General features: G+C 69.6%; 12 protein-coding genes and 1 tRNA gene. All 13 read left to right on the forward strand.

What is annotated here, in order from left to right:
• The 13 genes from DFI_RS20895 to DFI_RS00785 all read left to right on the forward strand — a co-directional run bounded on the left by DFI_RS20895 (position 1) and on the right by DFI_RS00785 (position 19,911).
• A complete protein-coding gene (locus DFI_RS20895; protein ID WP_027463277.1) occupies positions 1 to 4,857 on the forward strand; it encodes a DUF11 domain-containing protein in 4,857 nt (1,618 codons plus the stop codon).
• A 2-nt stretch (positions 4,858 to 4,859) separates the two neighbouring features.
• Complete coding sequence (locus tag DFI_RS00730) at positions 4,860 to 8,108, forward strand: SdrD B-like domain-containing protein (RefSeq protein ID WP_043778387.1); 3,249 nt, start codon at positions 4,860 to 4,862, stop codon at positions 8,106 to 8,108.
• Between the two features lie 103 nt (positions 8,109 to 8,211).
• Positions 8,212 to 10,869, forward strand: a complete 2,658-nt coding sequence (locus DFI_RS00735; protein WP_027463279.1) for a DEAD/DEAH box helicase — start codon at positions 8,212 to 8,214, stop codon at positions 10,867 to 10,869.
• A 60-nt stretch (positions 10,870 to 10,929) separates the two neighbouring features.
• Positions 10,930 to 11,003, forward strand: a tRNA-Gln gene (locus tag DFI_RS00740).
• Between the two features lie 329 nt (positions 11,004 to 11,332).
• On the forward strand, positions 11,333 to 11,629 hold the full coding sequence (locus DFI_RS00745) for a V-type ATPase subunit subunit G family protein (protein ID WP_370568081.1): 297 nt from the start codon (positions 11,333 to 11,335) through the stop codon (positions 11,627 to 11,629).
• Complete coding sequence (locus DFI_RS00750) at positions 11,626 to 13,710, forward strand: V-type ATP synthase subunit I (protein ID WP_027463280.1); 2,085 nt, start codon at positions 11,626 to 11,628, stop codon at positions 13,708 to 13,710. Before DFI_RS00745 ends, DFI_RS00750 begins: the two co-directional genes overlap by 4 nt.
• Before the next feature lie 17 nt (positions 13,711 to 13,727).
• A complete protein-coding gene (locus DFI_RS00755) occupies positions 13,728 to 14,030 on the forward strand; it encodes an ATP synthase subunit K (protein ID WP_022800605.1) in 303 nt (100 codons plus the stop codon).
• Positions 14,031 to 14,034: 4 nt separating this feature from the next.
• Entirely contained in the window at positions 14,035 to 14,592 is a 558-nt protein-coding gene (locus DFI_RS00760; RefSeq protein ID WP_022800604.1) for a V-type ATP synthase subunit E, read from the forward strand.
• 13 nt (positions 14,593 to 14,605) lie between these two features.
• On the forward strand, positions 14,606 to 15,583 hold the full coding sequence (locus tag DFI_RS00765; RefSeq protein ID WP_027463281.1) for a V0D/AC39 family V-type ATPase subunit: 978 nt from the start codon (positions 14,606 to 14,608) through the stop codon (positions 15,581 to 15,583).
• A complete protein-coding gene (locus DFI_RS00770) occupies positions 15,580 to 15,933 on the forward strand; it encodes a V-type ATP synthase subunit F (protein WP_022800602.1) in 354 nt (117 codons plus the stop codon). The genes DFI_RS00765 and DFI_RS00770 overlap by 4 nt, the downstream gene beginning before the upstream one ends.
• A gap of 69 nt (positions 15,934 to 16,002) precedes the next feature.
• Positions 16,003 to 17,751 (forward strand): V-type ATP synthase subunit A, encoded by a 1,749-nt coding sequence (locus DFI_RS00775; protein ID WP_022800601.1) that lies wholly within the window; start codon positions 16,003 to 16,005, stop codon positions 17,749 to 17,751.
• Positions 17,748 to 19,166, forward strand: coding sequence for a V-type ATP synthase subunit B (locus DFI_RS00780; RefSeq protein WP_022800600.1), 1,419 nt, complete (start codon positions 17,748 to 17,750; stop codon positions 19,164 to 19,166). Before DFI_RS00775 ends, DFI_RS00780 begins: the two co-directional genes overlap by 4 nt.
• A 70-nt stretch (positions 19,167 to 19,236) precedes the next feature.
• A complete protein-coding gene (locus tag DFI_RS00785; RefSeq protein WP_022800599.1) occupies positions 19,237 to 19,911 on the forward strand; it encodes a V-type ATP synthase subunit D in 675 nt (224 codons plus the stop codon).
• Positions 19,912 to 19,922 lie beyond the last annotated feature (11 nt).

The raw sequence follows: 19,922 nt of genomic DNA on the forward strand, positions 1-19,922 counted from the left end.
GTGCCCGCCCCCCTGCCCCGACTCGCGTTGACGCTCACCGCCCTGCTGGCCGCCGGGCCGGCCGCCGGCGCCCAGACCCTCAGCTCCAGCCTTCCCCTGACCAGCATCGGTGACGCGCTGCGCTGGCAGGTCGGTGACCAGACCCTCCAGCTCACCGTGCCCGTCAGCGGCCGCGTCCGGCTGGACCTGTACAGCCCCCGCGTGGACCCCCGCGACTACCGCAGCGACACCTACTACGGCGACGAACGCTACGACCCCCGCTCGGCCGCGCCGGTCACGACCACCTTCACGCTCGTGGACGCGCAGGGCCGCGCGCTGCTCACCCGGACCTTCATGCCCGGCGCGCACGCCTGGGAACCCCTGCTCGACCTGAACCTGCCCGCCGGCACGTACGCCCTGCGGGTCGCCACCCAGGGCAACGGCAAGAACACCTTCGCCGTGCGCCTGGCCGGCACGGCCGCCACCCTCAGCGCCGGGCAGCTCACCGTGAACGTCCACGCCCGCGACTGGGTGCCGGCCCTGAACGTCACCACCGACGGCCCCGGGCACACCCTGCGCCTGTACGACGGCGACGGCCCCCACGAGCTCGAAGCGCGGCTGCGTGACCCCCAGGGCCGCGTGCTGCCCCTCCCGGTAGGCGCGGACCTCACCGCCACCGACCTGCCGCTGCCCGCCCAGCCCGGCGAGTACACCGTGGAACTCCGCCAGCCGGCCGGGGCCACGCAGTACAGCAACTCGGTGGGCTTCACGCTGCTGCGCGGCGGCCAGCCCCGCCCCCTGACCGTCGCGCAGCTCGACCAGACCGGCCTGCTCGCCCTGAACGCCGAACTGCTGCTTCCTGGCGGCCCGCAGCCCACCCGCGTGACCGCCACGCTGAACGGTCAGCCCGTCACCGTGGACGGCCAGCTGCAGGTGCGCGTGCCCGCCGGGGAGTACGCCCTTCAGCCCGCCGCGGTGCCCGGCGCGGACGTCACCGTGGACCGTGCCGCCCTGACCGTGCCCCGCGGCGGCCGCACCCAGGCGACCCTGCAGGTCCGGCCACAGGTGGCCCTGACCCTCACGCCCGACAAGACCGAGGTCTGCCCCGGCGACACCGTCGCCTTCACCGCGCGGGCCACCACGGCCTTCACCGGCGACCTGCCCGTGACCCTCACCCTGGACGCCCCCGGGCTGAACGTGGCCGGCGGCCGCACCCAGGGCCCCCTGACCGCCGGCACGCCCACCGAACTGCGCCTCAGCGGGGTGGTCACCGAAGGCGCGCCCGTCACCGCCACCGCCCAGCTGCCCGGCTGGAGCGCCCCGCAGACGGTGACCATCACGGTCCTGCCCGGCCGCACGCCCCTGCAGCTGGCCCGCGCGCCGCTGGCTGACGCGCCGCTGGGTGACGAGGTGACCGTCACCCTGACCGTGCGCAACACCGGCGGCGAACCCGCCGCGTACACCCTGCGCGACGAACCCGGCGCGGGCCTGGAGACACTCGAGGCCCCCCTCTTCACCGGCACACTCCAGCCCGGCGAGGAACGCGCCCTGAGCTACCGCGCCCGCGTCCGGTCGGCCGGCACGCTGGCCCTGACCGCCACCCTGACTACCCCCGGCTGCGCCGCCCCGCAGCAGGTGAGCGGGCAACTGCTCGCGCAGCCCCCCGTCCCCCAGCCGGCGCCCCTGCCGTCCCCCGCGCCAGCCGGTGAGACCGCCGCGGGGACGCCCGTTGCCACCCGCAGCAGCACCGTCACCCTGCCCTTCGACGCGCCCGGCCACGCCCTGAGCGTCACCGTTGCGCACGCCACGCCGGACGGCAGCGCGTACATGCCCGGCAGCAGCCGCCTGAACGGCCAGCCCCTGCCCGACCCACTGCGCGGCCCCAGTGGACGCCTGTACTGGGTGCTCCCACGCACCGCCGGCCAGAGCCGCGATCCGCAGAGCGTGCAGCGCGGCGTGCTCACCTACGACCTCGCGCACGAGGGATCGCTGGGTGCCCTGCCTGCCCCTGCCCTGATGATCCGCCTCGGCGGCGAACGCACCGAGGTGCTCGAAGGCAGCCTGGACCCCCGCGACCTGGCCGCCGCCCAGCCCCTTGCCGCGTCCACCCAGGTCCAGAACGCCGAGAACGATGGCGCCATTCGGCTGCCGTTGCAGGGCGCCCAGGTGCGCGTCCGCGACCGCGTGAGCGTGGTCGTGGAAGAACCCCAGGCCCAGCCCCTCCCCCTGACCGTGAATGGACAACCCGTCTCCCGGGACGCCATCGGTGAAACCACCGAGGACGGCCCCCGTGGTGTGCGCCGCCTGACGTACGTCGGCGTGCCCCTCCAGATCGGCGTCAATGTCTTGCAGGCCGGCGGCAGCACGGTCACCGTCTACCGCGTGGGCGACACCGCCCGTGTGGAGATCACCCCTCTGGCCCTGACCGCCGACGGCAGCACCCCCCTGCGCCTGCGCGTCCGCACCCTGGACGCCGACGGGTACCGCACGCCGCAGGACACCCTGACCATCCGCACCAACCTGGAACCGCAAACTCCTTCCGCCGCCCCCCGCACCGAGGGCTACCAGCTGCGCCTCACGGACGGCGAGGGCATCCTGGAACTTCAGCCGCAGTCGGCCCCCACCAGCCTGCAGGTGGACGTGCTGCTCGGGGACCGTGTGCTCACCTCCCGGTTTGAAGTCAACCCGGACGACAGCCGCGTCGGGGTCGGCGTGGTCAGCGCCACCCTGGGCCTGGACGGCACCCTGAACCTGGATGACGACCTGACCTGGCAGGCCCGCGCCAGCTACGAAGGCCCCCTGCTGGGCGGGAAGGTGTACGTCGCCGCCGACAAGGACGGCCTGCCGACCGACCGTGACACCCTGAACCGCTACAGCGTCACCGGGGACAGCAGCGTGGAGACCGTGCCCCTCCAGGGCCTGGACCCCGTGGCGTTCACGTACGACCACCCGGCCTTCCGCGTGCAGTACCGCCAGACCGCCCTGCCCATCGACGTGCTTCCGGTCGGCGAGCAGCTCACGGCGCTGACCGCCTACAGCAAGACCAATCCGCAGGTGTCCGGGTTCGTGGCCTTCGTGCCCGCTGACCGGATCACGGACGAGGTCGTGCAGCCCGAAGGCACCCGCCTCGTGCGGCTCGCGCGGGGCGACATCACGCCCGGCAGCGAAACCCTGGAGCTCGTGACCCTGGAACCCGGCACCGGCAAGGAACTCGGCCGCCGCACCCTGATCCGCAACGTGGACTACCAGCTGGACCACGCCACCGGCATCGTCACCCTGACCCGCGCCCTGGACCCCTTCGACACCGACCTGAACGCCCAGGTCATCGTGGCCGCGTACCGCATCAACGACGGCCTGCAAAACCGCCAGCTCGCGTACGGCGCGCAGGTGAAGTACGCCGGCCCGCACTTCACGGTGGGCGCCGCCCTGGTCAATTTGGACGGCACCGTCACCACCGGCGCCCGCGCCACTTTCGACAACGGCACCACCCGCGCCGCCGGTCTCCTCGCGTACTCCGGCGGCGTGCAGGCCAGCGTGGACGCCGGCACCCGCTTCAGCGTCGCCGGGCGGCCCGGCACCATCACCGGCCGCGTCCGGTACCAGGACCTGGGGTACGGCGGCCTGGGGAAATTCACCCCTGGCCTGAACGCCAGCCTGAACCTGGACGCGCGCCTCGCTCCGCAGCTGCGTCTTGTGACCGACGCCGAGTACCACAGCACCTTCACGCCCGGTCCGGCCGGGGGGACGCTGGTCACCGCCCAGGGCGGCAGCGTGAGCGCCCGCGCCGAGTACCTGTTCCAGCCCTTCAATGTCGGGGCCGGCCTGAAAGCCGGGATGGGCGACGTCGCGGGCCTGAGCGGCATCCTCAGCGCCGGGTACCACCGCGACCCGCTGGACGTGGACGTCATCCACACCCAGCCCTTCACCGGGACCGCCGCCCCCGAGACGGTCTTTACCGCCCGGTACCGCCTGAACGATCATCTGAGTCTGGGCTTCACCGACAAGATCACCTGGGGCGTCGGGCAGGCCGCAACCCTGGCCCTGGAAGGCGCGCTCGGGCTGATCAACTACTCCGCCGCGTACGACCTGCCCACCGCCAGCGGCCAGGGCAACCGCGCCCGCTTCGGCGTGACCACCCGCCTTCCCCTCACCGACCGCCTCAGCGCCGGCCTGCGCGGCAACGTCACCCAGGACTTCACCGCCGGGCGCACCGATCTGGGCGCCGGCCTTGACCTGAACTACCGCACCGACCGCGTCAGCGCCGGACTCGGCACCGACGTCACGTACGCCATCGGCGGCACCCGGCCGGGCGTCAGCACCGTGATCCGCGCCGGCCTCGCCGGGACCGTCACCGACGAACTCACCCTCAGCGCCGACGGCCTCGCCGAATTCGGCGTGCGCGGCACCGGCGCGCGCCTCGCCCTCGGATACGCCTACCGCGGCCGCACCGTTAACAGCCTGGGCGTCGTCCGGTACGTGCAGGGCAGCCTCGCCGGCGGCAACCCGGAATTCAGCAGCAACCTCAGCGCCGAGTACCGCCAGCCCACCTTCGCCGTACGCGGCGCCCTCGACACCCGCACGCTGCTCAACGACACCGACACCTTCACCGCCCAGGGCAGCCTGAACGGCACGTACTACGTCACCCGCACCCTCGGCCTCGGCGCCTGGGCCCATTACCTCACCCAGCCCAGCAGCCAGACCAGCGTCCTCGGGTACGGCCTGGAAGCCAGTTACAACGTCCTGCCCGGCACGTGGCTTACCGCCGGATACAACCTGTCCGGCTTCGACGGCATCAGCAAGACCCTCTACACCCGCCCCGGCCTGTACCTGCGGCTGGACCTGACCGTGGACGACACCGTGTTCGGAGGACAGAAGTGAACATGCGAGCCCCCCGCCTCCTTCGTCGCCTGGGCGCCGTCCTGGCACCGCTCGCGCTGCTGCTGGGCGCGGGGCAGGCGACCGCCGCGCCTCAGCTGTCCGTCACGCCGATCACCTGGAACGTCATCGGACTGGACAGTAACAAGGTCAACGAGGGCCCCGACATCTTCCCCGTGGGCGTGCGCGTCTGCAACACCGGCGACGCGGTTGCCACCGGCGTGAAAGCGGACTTCGCGTGGGTGAACCCAGCGAACACCGCCATCACCCTGATCGGCCAGTCCAGCATCGCCCTGCAGGACCTGCCCGCGGGCCCGGCACCGCTGCACCCCAACGACCTGTCCCGCGTGCCCACCAACTGCCAGGACGCCTACTTCAACGTGCGGATCACCCGCACGGTCAGCGCGTTCTCCACCTGGGTCAGCCGGACGGCCACCCCGGCCCAGCGCAACACCAGCACGTACCTCATCACCGCCTCGGCCACCGGCGCATCCCCGGTCAGTACGCCCTCCCCGCGCGAACTGTTCGTGGAGAAAATTCAGTCGCAGAACCGCAATGAGGTGACTTCCTTCAGCGTGGTGTCCGGCGCCAGCAACGCCAGTGCCGGGCAGGTGCTGCAGCTGCGTCTGGAAGCGAACACCTCGACCGGGTACCTGCAGTTGGAAAACTACCCGATCCTGCTGAACACCGTGTTCCAGATTCTGGACGTGCAGACCACATACAACAATCCGGCTGGATCCACGAACAGCACCGCCTACGCCGACGCCTGCGGCTGGATCAACGACCCGGCCAGCGCCGACTACCTGCAGAACGCCGGTGGCGCCTACTGCAACGGCCCGGACCATTACGGCGGCGGAATCGGAGGACGCATGGTCTCTATTTACACCGTGCGCGTGCTGAGCGGCGCCGTAAGCACCATCAACAACGTCATCTACGACCTGTCCGGCGGCAGCTACCACTACAACTCCGACTACAACGGCGGCCAGCCGACCGTCACGATCACCTCCCGCGCGGCGGACCTCACCCTGCAGAAGACGGCCAGCGCCCCCGCCTTCACGGTCGGCGGCACGGTCAGCTTCACGTTCGCAGTGAAGGCCACGGGCGCCGACGTGTACGGCAAAACCACCATCACCGACCCGCTGCCGGCTGGCCTGACCCTCCCGGACGGCCCGGTAAGCCTCACGGGCGCCGGAGCCAGCAACTGGTCCTGCACCTCCCTGAACAACACCCTGACCTGCACCAGCACGAACAGCACCGGCGTGAACGCCGCGCCCCTGATCCTGGAGGGGGCCAGCAGCGTGTTCACCGTGAACGGCATCAAGGTCACGGCCGACGCGCTGCCCAGCGTCACGAACACCGCCTCGGTCAGCAACCCCTTCGAAAACCCCTCGGCTACCGGGAACAACACGGGCAGCGTGACCATTCCCGTAACCCAGCCGGCGGCCGGCGTCTCGGCGTGCGTGGCGGCCGGCGGCACCCTGGGCAGCCAGAACCGCTTCACGTACCTCAGCAACGGCACGTTCGGCACGATGACGTCGAGCACTTCCTACCGCGATCTCGATGCCGCGGTCAAGGTGAGTGGAGGATATACGTTCGCAGGAGCTTCCCCAGCCGGCGGCGCTGGCAACTACCTCGTTCCAGAGGGCCTCTATGTGATCACTCCTCCATCCAGGAGTGGCCAGTTGCTGAACCAGTACGGCCCTTGGGCCGCCTATTATGGGCACACAGATGTCACTGCCTCAGATGCCTATCTGGCCGTGAACGGCCTGGTGAACAAGGCCGGCACCATCCTGCAGGCGAACGTTCCCGTGACTGCCGCCACGGTCTACGAGTTCGGCGTGTGGAGCCGCTCCACCCACCTGGCGTCCTCGCAGTTCGGCGGGGTGGGGCAGGAGGTCAAGATCGTGCTGTCGGGCACGCCCGGCACGCAGCCGCAGGTCAGCCAGCAGGCGCCGAACGTGCTCAGGGGCAGTCCCTGGACGCTCAACTCGCTGCTGCTGAACTCCGGGAACGCCACCAGTCTGCTCGTGGCCCTCGGCAACGCTGCCAGCGCCCAGGAAGGCAACGACTTCTACCTGGACGACCTGTACGTGGTGACCTGCACCCTGCCGGCCGGCACGGTGAGCGGCCGGGTCTTCAATGACCTCAACCGCAACGGCGTGCAGGATGCCGGCGAGGGAGGCATTCAGGGCGTGACCGTGCAGGCCACCGACCGCAACGGGGCTGCCCTGACCGCCGTAACGGACGCCGCGGGCCTGTACACGTTCACCGGACTGCCGGCCGCGCTGGGCACGTACACCGTGCAGGTCCTGCTCTCTTCCGCCCCCCTGAGCACCATGACCGCCACGACCTCCACCGTCACCACTGGCGTGACGGTCACGCCCGCTGCGACCACTGCCGGGGGGAACTTCGGGTACGCCGTCGCGCCGGCCTTCACGATCACGAAGCAGGCCAGCACCACCCTGCTGCGCGTGTCGGACACGGCGAATTCCCTGACGATGACACCCGGGCAGTTCACCTACACCATTACGGTCCGCAACACCGGCGGCAGCGCCGCCACGGGTGCCCGGGTGACGGACGTGCTGCCGGCCGGCCTGACGTACGTGGCCGGGTCCACGACGGGCACCCCGGGGCCGGGCGAGCCGGCCGTGACCGGCGTGACGTCCGGTCCGGTGACGCAGCAGCGGCTGGAATTCACGCTGCCCACGCTGGCGGCGGGCGCGCAGCAGGTGTTCACGTTCACGGTGACGCCCACCGTGACGCGTGACACGGCGCAGTCGGCCTTCCTGAACACGGCCACCGTGAGCCTGAGCGGGGTGACCCCGGCGACCAGTGCCGCGACCCGCACGGAGGTGCTGTACGTGAAGCTGGTGAAGGGCGTGCGGAACGTGACGCGCAACGAGGCCGCGTTCGGCACGACGTCTGGCGGCACGCCCGGGGACGTGCTGGAGTACTGCATCAGTTTCTACAACTACAGTTCGCTGGCGCTCGTGAAGTTCCAGATTCAGGATGTCATCCCGGCGAACACCACGGCCCTGCTGACCGGGTACGACGCGGAGGAACCCTCGGCGACGACCGGGTTCGGGGTGCGGGTGCAGCGGCCGGACGTGCCTTCCTACCAGCTGAGTTCCGGAGACACGAGTGACCTGACCGTGCCGGGCGCCAGCCTGACCGCCGTGCGGATGACGACGAATCTGGGCACGTTGGCGCTGGCCGATCAGGGCCGCACCTGCTTCCGGGTGACGGTGAAGTAACCCGCGAGCCTGGGGAGGCAGGGAGCGCCGGCCGTGGCGGCTCCTGCCTTCTTTTGTCTGTCCGGCACGCTGCGCGGCGGGGCCTTGCCTCTACACTGGGCCGATGCGGCCTTTCGATTCCTCCTTTGCGCGACTGGAGGGCTTTTTGCGGGACACGCTGGGGAGTGGGGCGGCGCGCCTGTTCGAGGAGGAGCCGCAGGGGGCGGTAACGGTGTCGGCGGCGGCACTGGGGTGGTCGCCGGCAGTGCGGCAGGGGTTCGGGTTCGGGGACGTGTACTCGCATCAGGCGGAGACGTACCGGTTGATGCGGGAGGGGAAGAACGTGATCGTGACGACGCCCACGGCGAGCGGGAAGACGGGGGCGTTTTTCCCGGCGGTGTTCGAGCGGCTGGAGCGGGACGCGGAGGCCACGGCGCTGTTCGTGTACCCGCTGGTGGCGCTGGGGCAGGACCAGCGGGACAAGCTGCTGGCGTTCCGGGACCGGGGCGGGTTTCCGTGGGGGGTGGCTTCGTTTCAGGGGGCGGCGAATCCGGTGGAGGTGTTCGGGCGGGACGTGCGGATGGTGACGGCCACGCCGGACAAGCTGCACTGGTCCCTGACGCATCCGGGGGTGCGGGCGTTTCTGTCGCGGCTGGCGTTCGTGGTGCTGGACGAGGCGCACACGTACCGGGGGGGGTTCGGGTCGGAGGTGGCGGGCATGCTGCGCCGGCTGCTGGACCTGGCGCGGGCGCTGGGGGCGTCGCCGCAGGTGGTGCTGAGCACGGCGACGATCGGGAACCCGGCGGAGTTCGCGCGGGAACTGTCGGGCGTGGAGGCGGTGGAGGTCCGGGAGTCGGGCGCGGCGCGGCACGGGAAGCGTTTTTACCTGGCGGATCACCGGGGGCAGCCGCGGCGGTTCTGGAACGCGGTGATGGACGCCAGCGACCGGTACGGGCTGAAGGTGCTGGCGTTTTTCCGGGGGCGGTCGCGGGCGGCGCGGCTGTACGGCACGTACCGGGCAAATCCCGCGTACGCGCGCCGGGCGCACCTGTACATGGCGGGCACCAGCGACCGGGAGGGGCGGCTCACGGAGTTCCGCCGGGCGAAGAGCGGGGTGATGTTCGCCACGAACGCGCTGGAGGCGGGGGTGGACATCGGGGACCTGGAGGTGGTGATCATCGACGGGTACCCGGGGTCGCGCATGGCGTTCCGGCAGATGGCGGGCCGGGCGGGGCGGGTGGCGCCGGGGCTGGTGCTGTACCTGCCGGCCCTGAACGAGCAGGGGTTGCCGCAGGCGGCGGACGCGTTTTACAGCAACAGCGGGAATTTCCTGGAGCTGCTGACCGGCCCGATCGAGAAGGCGGTGGTGGAGTCGGAGAATCCGTATCTGGCGCCTCGGCACCGGGCGCGGGCGTCGGAGGAGTTCCGGCTGGCGCGGCTGCCGGATCCTTTCCCGGACCTGGAGTCGGCGGGGCAGCGGTACTGGAACCTGCGTGGGGAGGGCAGCGCGAAGTTCATCGTGGTGGAGGAGGGGGACTGGGAGCGGCTGGGCGCGGCGGCGTTCAACGCGCCGCTGGAGTCGCCCAGTCAGCATTACGCCCTGACGGAGAAGCACGAGGGCGCGGTGTTCACGCTGGACGGGCAGGGGTACCGGGTGAAGCGCTGGGAGGCGCACCCGGCGGGCACGGCGATCCTGGTGGAAAAGTTCGACGCGGCGAGCCTGTACACGCGCGGGCTGTATGCCATCGAGGTGACGCCGGGGAAGATGACGCCTTGGGAGAAGCGTGGGCCGCTGGCGTTCCGGCATGGGGAGGTGGTGATCCGGCGGCGCTACACCGGGTACCAGATGCTGCGGCAGGTGTTCGAGCGGGTGTGCGTGGGCTGCGACCGGGAGCCGGGGCCGACAGAGCGCGTGTGCGTGCGCTGCGGGGGGCGCATTCAGGACCGCATGCAGGACCACCGGCTCTCGGAGCACCTGTACGAGCAGCCCATCGAGTTGCCGCCCTTCCGCACGGCGGCACTGGAGATCGGGGTGGATGCCCGCGCGACTGAGCGGCCGGGCGCGGTGGCGCACACCCTGAAGCACCTGCTGCAGAAGGTGACGCCGGAGCGCATCGCCTGCGACGAGAACGACCTGTCGGGCGCGTTCCGGGGCGAGCGGGACAACTACTTCTTCCTGTACGACGACTGGCTGGGCGGGCTGGGCGTGTCGAAGCGGGCGGCCGAGCAGCTGGACGACCTGCTGAGGCGGGCGTACACCCTGACGGCGAAGACCTGTTGCCGGAACACGGAGGGGTGTTACGAGTGCATCGCTGTGAGCCGCTGTTACAGCCCGCACCTGCCGAGCGGGGAGCGGCGGCCGACCGACAAGGCGGCCACGCGGGCGTTCCTGGAGGCCGTGCTGGGCGTGGTGCCCGGGGTGCTGGAGGCCCTGCCGGTGCCGGACGCGCTGCCGGAATTGCCGCCGTCGTGGCCGGCGCAGGCGCGGGAACTGCTGGACCTGCACGGCCTGTCGCTGCCGGAGGTGAGTGCCCGCCTGGGCATTCCCAGCCGGGAGCTGCAGCGGGTGGTGGGCGGCACGACTCCCCTGAGGCTGCGGCACCCGAAGTTCGGGGAGGGCGTGTTCATGGGCGGCTTTCATCAGGGGGAGCGCCGGGAGGTGCTGGTGTACTTCCCGGGCGTGGGCCAGAAGAAGCTGATCCTGAAGCACGCGGGCCTGAGCGTGGTGGACCCGGCCGGCAGCGAGGTGGCCGGGGAGGTGGGCGCGGGCCGGGGCAGTTGACCGGGCGGGGAGCGGCTCTTATACTCCTGGGGCCTGCGCGCATGTGGGCGGCATTTTTCTGGGGATATAGTGTAATGGCAGCACAACAGATTTTGGATCTGTTTGTCTAGGTTCGAATCCTGGTATCCCTGCCAGACAACAGGTGACTGTGGGCGGCTTCCGAAAAGGGGCCGCCCATATGGTTGCGCCTCTTGCCGGGCGGTTTCACCCGGAAGCGTCCCCCCGCGAGTTACGTGCTTTCCCTCACAAGCGCCGGTGTGTCCGCCGGGTTCAGACGTCGGCGGCGTGAGCGGGACTTTAAGGCTGTGTTACGATAAACCCTGAGTCTGACGTCTCATATCAGTCGGGCCATCAGTGAGATTTCTGCCCTTCATGCGCCTCATCTCCGGATGGGGAGTTTCGCACGGAAGGAATGAACTCACGAAGGGAAAGGAGGAGGGATTTGGACGTTTCAAGTCGAGTCTTGAGTGAACTCGCGAGCCGCGAGGCCGCGCTGGACGCACAGATCGAAGCCGCCCGCGAGGAAGCCAAGCGGGAAGTCGAAGCGGCACAGCACGAGGCGGCCCGCATCCTCCGCGAAGCGGAAACGCGCGCGCAGGCCATGCAGGCCGAGTTCGACCAGCAGCTGGCCGCCGAGAGTGACCGCATCCGCGCCGAGGCACGCGCCCAGGCGCAGAGCGAAGCGGACGCCACGCGCAGCCGCGCCTCGGGCCGCATCCAGCAGGCCGCCGAGCACATTCTGAGGGCGGTGCTGCCGTGATCATCCCGATGCAGCAGGTCGTGATCGCCATGCGCACCCGCGAAAGCGAGCGCGTGATCACGGCCCTGCAAGACGCCGGGGTCCTTCACCTCAAGCCCATCACAGAAGGCCCCCTGAACACCGGCAGCCTCGCCGGTCAGGACGCCGCCAGCCGCCGCGAGGACGAGAGGTTGCTCGCCCGCGCGGAGAGCACCATCGCCGAACTCGGCGCCTACCGCCCCGCCCCCGCCGGCCTCCCTGCCGAAAGCGAGTGGGCGGCCGTGGTCGAGGCCGCCGCGGCGCCGGTCACCGCGCTGGCCCGCGAACGTCAGGACCTCCAGGCCGACCTGGACGTGGAGCGCAGCTACGGCGACGCCATCCGCGCCCTGGCCCGCATGGTTGGAGGGCTCGACCGCAGCCGCCGCGTGGCCCTGGTGCCCTTCGTGCTGGCCCCCACCGACGACGCGGCCACGCTGGACGCCGCGCTGCGCGAAACCCTCGCGGAGCGCTACACCCTGGCGACCGAAACGGTCGGGAACAACCGCGTGGGCGTGATCGCCACCCTGCGCGGCGACCGCGACGCCGCCCGCGCCGCCCTCAGCAAGGCCCGCCTGGGCGAACTGCGCCTCCCGGGGCGCTTCGACAGCCTGCCCCTGGGCGACGCCGCGCGGGAAATGGACCAGATCAGGCAAACCGGCGACCGCCGCCTGCAGGCCCTGAACGGCCAGCGCGACGGGCTCACCGCCCAGCACGCCCCCGTGCTGTACGCCGTGCGTGACGCGCTGAAAGACCGCGTCGCGATTCACGACGTGCGCGCCGTGAGCGCCCGCGGGAAGTACAGCATGGTCATGCAGGGCTACGTCCCGCAGGACCGCGTGCCCGCGCTGCAGGGCGCCCTGGGCGCCTTCGGCGACGCCGTGAGCTTCGAGCTGCACGCCGTGGACGAGCACCACGACCACGCCGTGCCGGTCACCCTGAAGAACAGCTCCTACGTGGAGCCCTTCCAGAAGACTGTCATGGGCATGATGAGCCTCCCCAAGTACGGCACCTTCGACCCCACCTGGGTCGTGGCGTGGTTCTTCCCGTTCTTCTTCGGGATCATCATGGCCGACATCGGCTACGGCCTGCTGTTCCTGGCGCTCGGCATGTGGCTGCTCGGCAAGGCCCGCCGCGGCGAGGGCTGGAACGTCCCGCTGCTCGGCTCGTACCTCAGTCCCGACACGCTGCGCAACCTGGGCTTCGTCACGAACGTGATGGCCGCCTGGACGATCGTGTGGGGCTTCCTCACCGGTGAATTCTTCGGCACCCTGCTGGAGCACATGCACGTGTTCTACATGAACAACGAGCTGCTCAACTCCCTGTGGGGCTGGACCGGCGTGCACTTCGGCGGCGCGCACGGCGCGACCGAGGACGCCGCCCACCACGGCAGCGGCCTGATTCCCATCGTGTTCCCCCGCCTCGACACCGAGAACTTCGCCAACATCGCCCTGGTGTTCGCGCTGCTGTTCGGCATCCTCCAGGTCCTGTGGGGCTGGGCGATCCGCATCCAGCAGGGCCGCAAGCACGGCGACAGCCTGCACTTCTGGGAAGGCATCGCCATGTTCGGCGGCATCGCCGCACTGATCCTGCTGGCCTTCATCAGCAAGGCCGCTCAGGACTTCGGCGCGCTTGCCAACTTCAGCGACCCCCGCGTGTGGCTGATGATCCTGGGCTTCCTGACCTTCATCGTCGGGTACCTGCGCGTCATCGGGAAACTCCCCCTGCTGCCCGTGGAACTGATGTCCCAGGGTGGGTCGGTCGTGAGCTACGCCCGTATCTTCGCCGTGGGCCTCGTCTCGGCCATCCTCGCCAAGCTCTGCACCGACCTCGGCTGGGCGATGTACGAGCAGATCGGCGTCCTCGGCATCATCCTGGGCGTCGTGATCGGCGCACTGCTGCACGTCTTCGTGCTGGCCCTGACCTTGATCGGTCACGTGCTGCAACCCATCCGTCTTCACATGGTCGAGTTCCTGAACCCCACCGGGTTCAACAACGAGTCCAGCCCCGCCTACAACCCCCTTCGTCGCCTCAGCCCCGCGCAGAGCGCCGGGCAGGTCAAATAATCACAGGAGACACCACCATGACCAAGACCAACAAGATCGTCCTCGCCGCCCTCGTCCTCGCCCTCGCCACCACCGGCTTCGCCCAGGACACCGTGGCCTCCAACGACGCCAACAACAACGAAGGCCTCGCCGCCATCGGCAAGGGCCTGGCCCTCGGCCTCGGCGCGCTCGGCACCGGCGTCGCGCAGGCCCGCATCGGCTCCAGCCTGGTCGGCGCCGCCGCCGAGGACAGCAGCAAGCTCGGCCAGCTGCTCCTCGTGTTCCTGCTCCCCGAAACGCTCGTCATCTTCGGCTTCCTGGCCCTTTTCCTGATCGGCTAAGCCCATGGCCCTCGACAAGCTCCTCGAAAACGAAGCGCAGAGCGAGATCCAGCGCATCCGCGCTGAAGCGCAGGGCCGCGCCCAGCAGATCCTCGCCGACGCGCAGGAGCGCGCCCAGGCCATGATCGAAAGCCGTCAGCGCGCCCTGGAAACCCAGCGTCAGGCCGGGATCGTCCGTGCCCGCAGCGCCGCCGACCTGGAACTCAACGCCGCCCGCCTCACCGCCAGTGAAAGCGGCATGACCCAGGTGTACGCCCTCGTCGACCAGCACCTCGACCAGATCACCCAGGCCCCCGAGTACCGCGACATCCTGGCCCGGCTGATCTACCAGGCCCGCGAGGTCGTCACCGACGCTGAAAGCGTCGAAGTGAACCCCGCCGAGGCGCAGCTCGCCCGCGAACTCGTGCACGACATCCCCGTGCGGGAAAACCCCGGCATCCGGGGCGGCGTGCGCGTGGTCGCGCGCGGCGGGAAGAGCGGCATCACCAACACCCTCGGTGGCCGGCTGGAACGCGTGAAAGGCGAACTCGCCCCGCAGATCAGCCGCATCCTCGCGGAGTAAAGGACCAGCCCTCATGCCCGACGATTACGCCTACATCAACACGCGCGTCCGCGTCATGCGGACCAAACTGCTCGACGGGCGCGCCCTTGACGCCGCGCTCGCCGCGGGCAGCTACCCGGAATTCCTGCGCGTTCTGACCGAAACGGACTTCGCCAGTGACATGCGCGAAGCCACCGGCGAAGGCGCGGGACTCCCGGAACTCGACCGGGCGCTTTCCCAGAACCTCTTCACCACCACCCAGCGCGTCCTCGGCTTCGCCGAAGGCGACGCCCGGCGCGAGATCGAGAGCCTGCTGATGAAGTGGGACCTCGTGAACCTCAAGACCATCGCCCGCGGCATCATTAGCGGTCGCGGCAGCGAGGCCGTCCTGGACGGCCTGATCGCCGGCGGCACCATCAAGCCCGCCGCGCTGCAGACCGCCGCCCAGAGCAGTGACCTCGCCAGCGCCGCCGCCGCCCTGAGCCTCACCGGGCACCCGCTCGCCAAGGCGTTCCGCGCGGCCGTGCAGGCCTACGGCACCACCAGCCGCCTGCTGGACCTGGAAGTCGCGCTGGACCAGGGGTACTACAAGCACACCCTGCAGGTCGCCCGCGACAACAGCCTGAAAACCTACCTGAAGCGCGAGATCGACGTGACCAACGCCCTGATCGCGCGCAGCAGCAAGGGCCAGGCCGTGGACCCCAGCCTGTTCGTGCCCGGCGGCAGCCTGGACGCTGGCGGTTACGCCCGCCTGAGCGCCGGGGATACCGGCAGCGTCCCCGACGCCGCCGCGATCCTGGAAGCGCCCACCCTGGAAGACGCCGAGGTGGCCGCCCGCACCGTGCTGGACAGGGCCGCGCGCACCATCAGCGTCGCCGACAGCGACGGCGTGGGCATCATCCTGGACTTCCTGCGCCGCAAGGAAATGGAGATCGCCAAACTGCGACTCATCGGGCGCGGCAAGTACTACAACCTGCCCACCGAACAGATCCGCCGCGAGGTGCAGGCATGACCCAGGCCACGAAGAGCGGCACCACCCAGCGGGTGGCCGTGCTCACCGATTCCGAAACCGCCACCGGCTACCGCCTCGCGGGCGCCAGCGTGATCGAAACGAACGCCGAGCAGGCCGTCAGCGTGCTGGAACAGGCCATTCAGGACGGCACCTACGGCCTGATCGCCGTGGACACCGGCCTGATCCCCGACCCGGCCACCGCCACCGCCCGCGTGATGCGCGGCCGGGACCTGCCGATCCTGCTGCCGATCCCCAGCCTGCGGGACGCGTTTGCCAGCGACACCGTGGACGCCAAGGCGTACATGGGGAAACTGGTGCGGGACACCATCGGTTTCGACATCAAACTGTAAAGACGTTCCGGGGGTGGGCCGCCCACCCCGGACAGCCTCACCCCCGAACTCTTTCTCAAGGAGCTACAAATGACGCAGAACAAGCAAGGCGTCGTGCAGAGCATCGCCGGACCCGCCGTGATTGCGGACGGGATGTACGGTGCGAAGATGTACGACATCGTGCGCGTGGGCAAGGAACGCCTCGTGGGCGAGATCATCCGCCTCGACGGCAACACCGCCTTCGTGCAGGTGTACGAGGACACCGCCGGCCTGACCGTCGGTGAACCCGTGGAAACCACTGGCCTGCCCCTGTCCGTGGAACTCGGGCCCGGCATGCTCAACGGCATTTACGACGGCATTCAGCGCCCCCTGGACAAGATCCGCGAGGCGTCCGGCGACTTCATCGCCCGCGGCATCGAAGTCAGCAGCCTGGACCGCACCAAGCAGTGGGACTTCACGCCCAGCGTGCAGGCCGGCGACACCATCAGCGGCAGCGGGATCCTGGGCACCGTGCCTGAATTCAGCTTCACCCACAAGATCCTGACCCCCCCCGACAAGGGCGGTAAGATCAAGTGGATCGCCCCGGCCGGCAGCTACAACATCGACGAGACCATCGCCGAACTCGAAGACGGCACCAAGCTGCGCCTCGCCCACTACTGGCCGGTGCGCGCGCCCCGTCCCGTCGCCAAGAAACTCGACCCCAGCCTGCCGTTCCTCACCGGGATGCGCATCCTGGACGTCCTGTTCCCCCTGGTCATGGGCGGCGCCGCCGCGATCCCCGGTCCGTTCGGGAGCGGCAAGACCGTCACCCAGCAGAGCGTGGCGAAGTACGGCAACGCCGACATCGTGGTGTACGTGGGCTGCGGCGAACGCGGCAACGAGATGACCGACGTGCTCGTCGAGTTCCCGGAACTGGTCGACCCCAAGACCGGCGGACCGCTGATGCACCGCACCATCCTGATCGCCAACACCTCCAACATGCCCGTGGCCGCCCGCGAAGCCAGCGTGTACACCGGCATCACCCTCGCCGAGTACTTCCGCGACCAGGGCTACAGCGTGTCCCTGATGGCCGACAGCACCAGCCGCTGGGCCGAGGCGCTGCGTGAAATCTCCAGCCGCCTGGAAGAAATGCCCGCCGAAGAAGGCTACCCGCCCTACCTGGGCGCCAAGCTCAGCGCCTTCTACGAGCGCGCGGGCACCGTGAACACCCTCGCCGGCGAGAACGGCGCGGTCAGCGTGATCGGCGCCGTGAGCCCCGCCGGCGGCGACATGTCCGAGCCCGTCACCCAGGCCACCCTGCGCATCACCGGCGCCTTCTGGCGCCTCGACGCCGGCCTGGCGCGCCGCCGCCACTTCCCCGCCATCAACTGGAACGGCTCCTACAGCCTGTTCACCCCGGTGCTGGAAAGCTGGTACCGCCAGAACATCGGCCAGGACTTCCCCGAACTGCGCCAGCGCGTGCAGAACCTCCTGCAGCAGGAAGCCAGTCTGCAGGAAGTCGTGCAGCTGGTCGGCCCGGACGCCCTGCAGGACAACGAGAGATTGATCATCGAGGCCGGCCGCATGCTCCGCCAGGACTTCCTGCAGCAGAACGGCTACGACGCCGTGGACGCCAGCAGCAGCATGCCGAAGAACTACGGCCTGATGAAGATGTTCCTGAAGTTCTACGACGAAGCCGAAGCGGGGCTGCGCAGCGGCCTCACCATCGACGAAATCATCCAGAACCCCGTCGTGGAGAAACTCGCCCGCGCCCGCTACGTGCACGAGAACGAGTTCATGGCCTACGGCGAGGGCGTCATGGACGAACTCGACCAGACCTTTAAGGGAGTGAAAGCGTGACCCTTCTCCAGAAGGAATACAACGACGTCGCGTACATCTCCGGTCCGCTGCTGTTCGTGAACGCCGCCAGCGACCTCGCGTACGGCGCCATCGTGAACATCAAGGACGCCAGCGGCAAGATGCGCGGCGGCCAGGTCATCAGCGTGACCGACAAGAACGCCGTCATCCAGGTGTTCGAAGAAACCCGCGGCCTCGACCTCGCCACCGCTTCCGTGAGCCTCGTCGAAGACGTGGCCCGTCTGGGCGTCAGCAAGGAAATGGTCGGCCGCCGCTTCGACGGCCTGGGCCGCCCCATCGACGGCCTGCCCGAAGTGGTTGCGGAAAAGCGCCTGAACATCAACGGCCAGGCCATGAACCCTGCCGCCCGCGCCAAACCCGAGGAGTTCATCCAGACCGGGATCAGCACCATCGACGTGAACACGTCCCTGATCCGCGGCCAGAAACTCCCGATCTTCAGCGGCAGCGGCCTCCCGCACAACGAACTCGCCGCGCAGATCGCCCGCCAGGCCAAGGTGCCCGGCCACGAGGGTGACTTCGCCGTGGTGTTCGCCGCGATGGGCCTGACCCAGCGCGAAGTGAGCTTCTTCACCCAGGAATTCGAACGCACCGGCGCCCTGGCCCGCAGCGTGCTGTTCCTGAACAAGGCCGACGACCCCGCGGTCGAGCGCCTGCTCACCCCCCGCATGGCGCTCACCACCGCCGAGTACCTCGCGTTCGAGCACGGCTACCACGTGCTGGTCATCCTGACCGACCTCACGAACTACTGCGAGGCGCTGCGCGAGATCGGCGGGGCCCGTGAAGAGATCCCCGGCCGCCGCGGCTTCCCCGGCTACATGTACACCGACCTGGCGAACCTGTACGAGCGCGCCGGCGTGGTGGACGGCAAGCCCGGCTCGGTCACGCAGATCCCGATCCTGTCGATGCCCGACGACGACATCACCCACCCCATCCCCGACCTGACCGGCTACATCACCGAAGGGCAGATCGTGGTGGACCGCACCCTGAACTCCAAGGGCGTGTTCCCCCCCATCAACCCCCTCCCCAGCCTCAGCCGACTCCAGGGCAACGGCATCGGCAAGGGCAAGACCCGCGCCGACCACAAGAACATCAGCGACCAGCTGTTCGCCGCGTACGCCAACGGCCTGGACCTGCGCAAACTGGTGGCCATCACCGGTGAAGACGCGCTGACCGAAACCGACAAGCTGTACCTGAAGTTCGCCGACGACTTCGAGCAGTACTTCATCGGCCAGGGCAACCAGGACCGCAGCATCGAAGACAGCCTGACCGTCGCCTGGGGCATCCTCAGCAAGCTCCCCCAGAGCCAGCTCACCCGCATCAGCAAAGACGCCATCGACAAGTTCTACGGACAGAAGATGGACGAGATGTGGAAGGGCAGCCGCAGCGCCAGCATCTGACCCCCGCCCGGGTGGGGGAGACCAGAGCCCCCACCCACCCACCCCACACGAAAAGGAGGTGAAATAACACATGGCAGGACAGATCAGCCCCACCCGCAGCGCCATGCTGGCCAGCAAAGCCAGCCTGAAAACCGCCAGCGGCGGCGCGGACCTCCTGAAGCGCAAACGCGACGCCCTCATCGGCGAATTCTTCGCCCTGGTCAAGGACGCCCTGGCCGCCCGCGAGGAACTCAGCGGCGTGAGCAAGGGCGCCTACACCAGCCTGTTCGGCGCGAAAGCCTGGGACAGCCCCGAAGCCGTCGAGAGCCTCTCGCTGGCCGGCACCGGCGACTACGCCGTGGACATGGAGATCGAGAGCGTGTATGGCGTGAAGGTGCCCCGCATCAACATCCCCGAACGCGCCCGGCAGGCGAACTTCAGCCCGATCAACGTCGGCGCGCGCACCATCCAGGCCGCCACCGACTTCGGCGGCGTGATGGACGCCATCGTCCGCGTCGCCGCGACCGAAACGAAGCTGCGCCGCATCGGCGAGGAGATCAAGAAAACCTCCCGGCGCGTGAACGCGCTGGAACAGGTCGTGATCCCCGGCATCGAGGACGACATCCGCTTCATCCGCAGCGTGCTCGACCAGCGCGAACGCGAGGCCGGCTTCACCCAGAAGAAGATCAAGGCCAAGATCGAGCAGAAGGCCGAGGAAGCCCGCGAGGCCGCCGCCGCGCAGAGCCACGGCAGCGCCGCCGACTGACGCCCCCCTCC

This window comes from Deinococcus ficus (genome assembly GCF_003444775.1).
Taxonomy (GTDB): domain Bacteria; phylum Deinococcota; class Deinococci; order Deinococcales; family Deinococcaceae; genus Deinococcus; species Deinococcus ficus.

Excerpts from the sequence above, each read along its gene's own strand:
- DFI_RS00785 (WP_022800599.1), top strand. The coding sequence starts at position 19,237 with ATGGCAGGACAGATCAGCCCCACCCGCAGCGCCATGCTGGCCAGCAAA.
- DFI_RS00775 (WP_022800601.1), top strand. The coding sequence starts at position 16,003 with ATGACGCAGAACAAGCAAGGCGTCGTGCAGAGCATCGCCGGACCCGCC.
- DFI_RS00765 (WP_027463281.1), top strand. The coding sequence starts at position 14,606 with ATGCCCGACGATTACGCCTACATCAACACGCGCGTCCGCGTCATGCGG.
- DFI_RS00770 (WP_022800602.1), top strand. The coding sequence starts at position 15,580 with ATGACCCAGGCCACGAAGAGCGGCACCACCCAGCGGGTGGCCGTGCTC.
- DFI_RS00755 (WP_022800605.1), top strand. The coding sequence starts at position 13,728 with ATGACCAAGACCAACAAGATCGTCCTCGCCGCCCTCGTCCTCGCCCTC.
- DFI_RS00730 (WP_043778387.1), top strand. The coding sequence starts at position 4,860 with ATGCGAGCCCCCCGCCTCCTTCGTCGCCTGGGCGCCGTCCTGGCACCG.
- DFI_RS00760 (WP_022800604.1), top strand. The coding sequence starts at position 14,035 with ATGGCCCTCGACAAGCTCCTCGAAAACGAAGCGCAGAGCGAGATCCAG.
- DFI_RS00735 (WP_027463279.1), top strand. The coding sequence starts at position 8,212 with ATGCGGCCTTTCGATTCCTCCTTTGCGCGACTGGAGGGCTTTTTGCGG.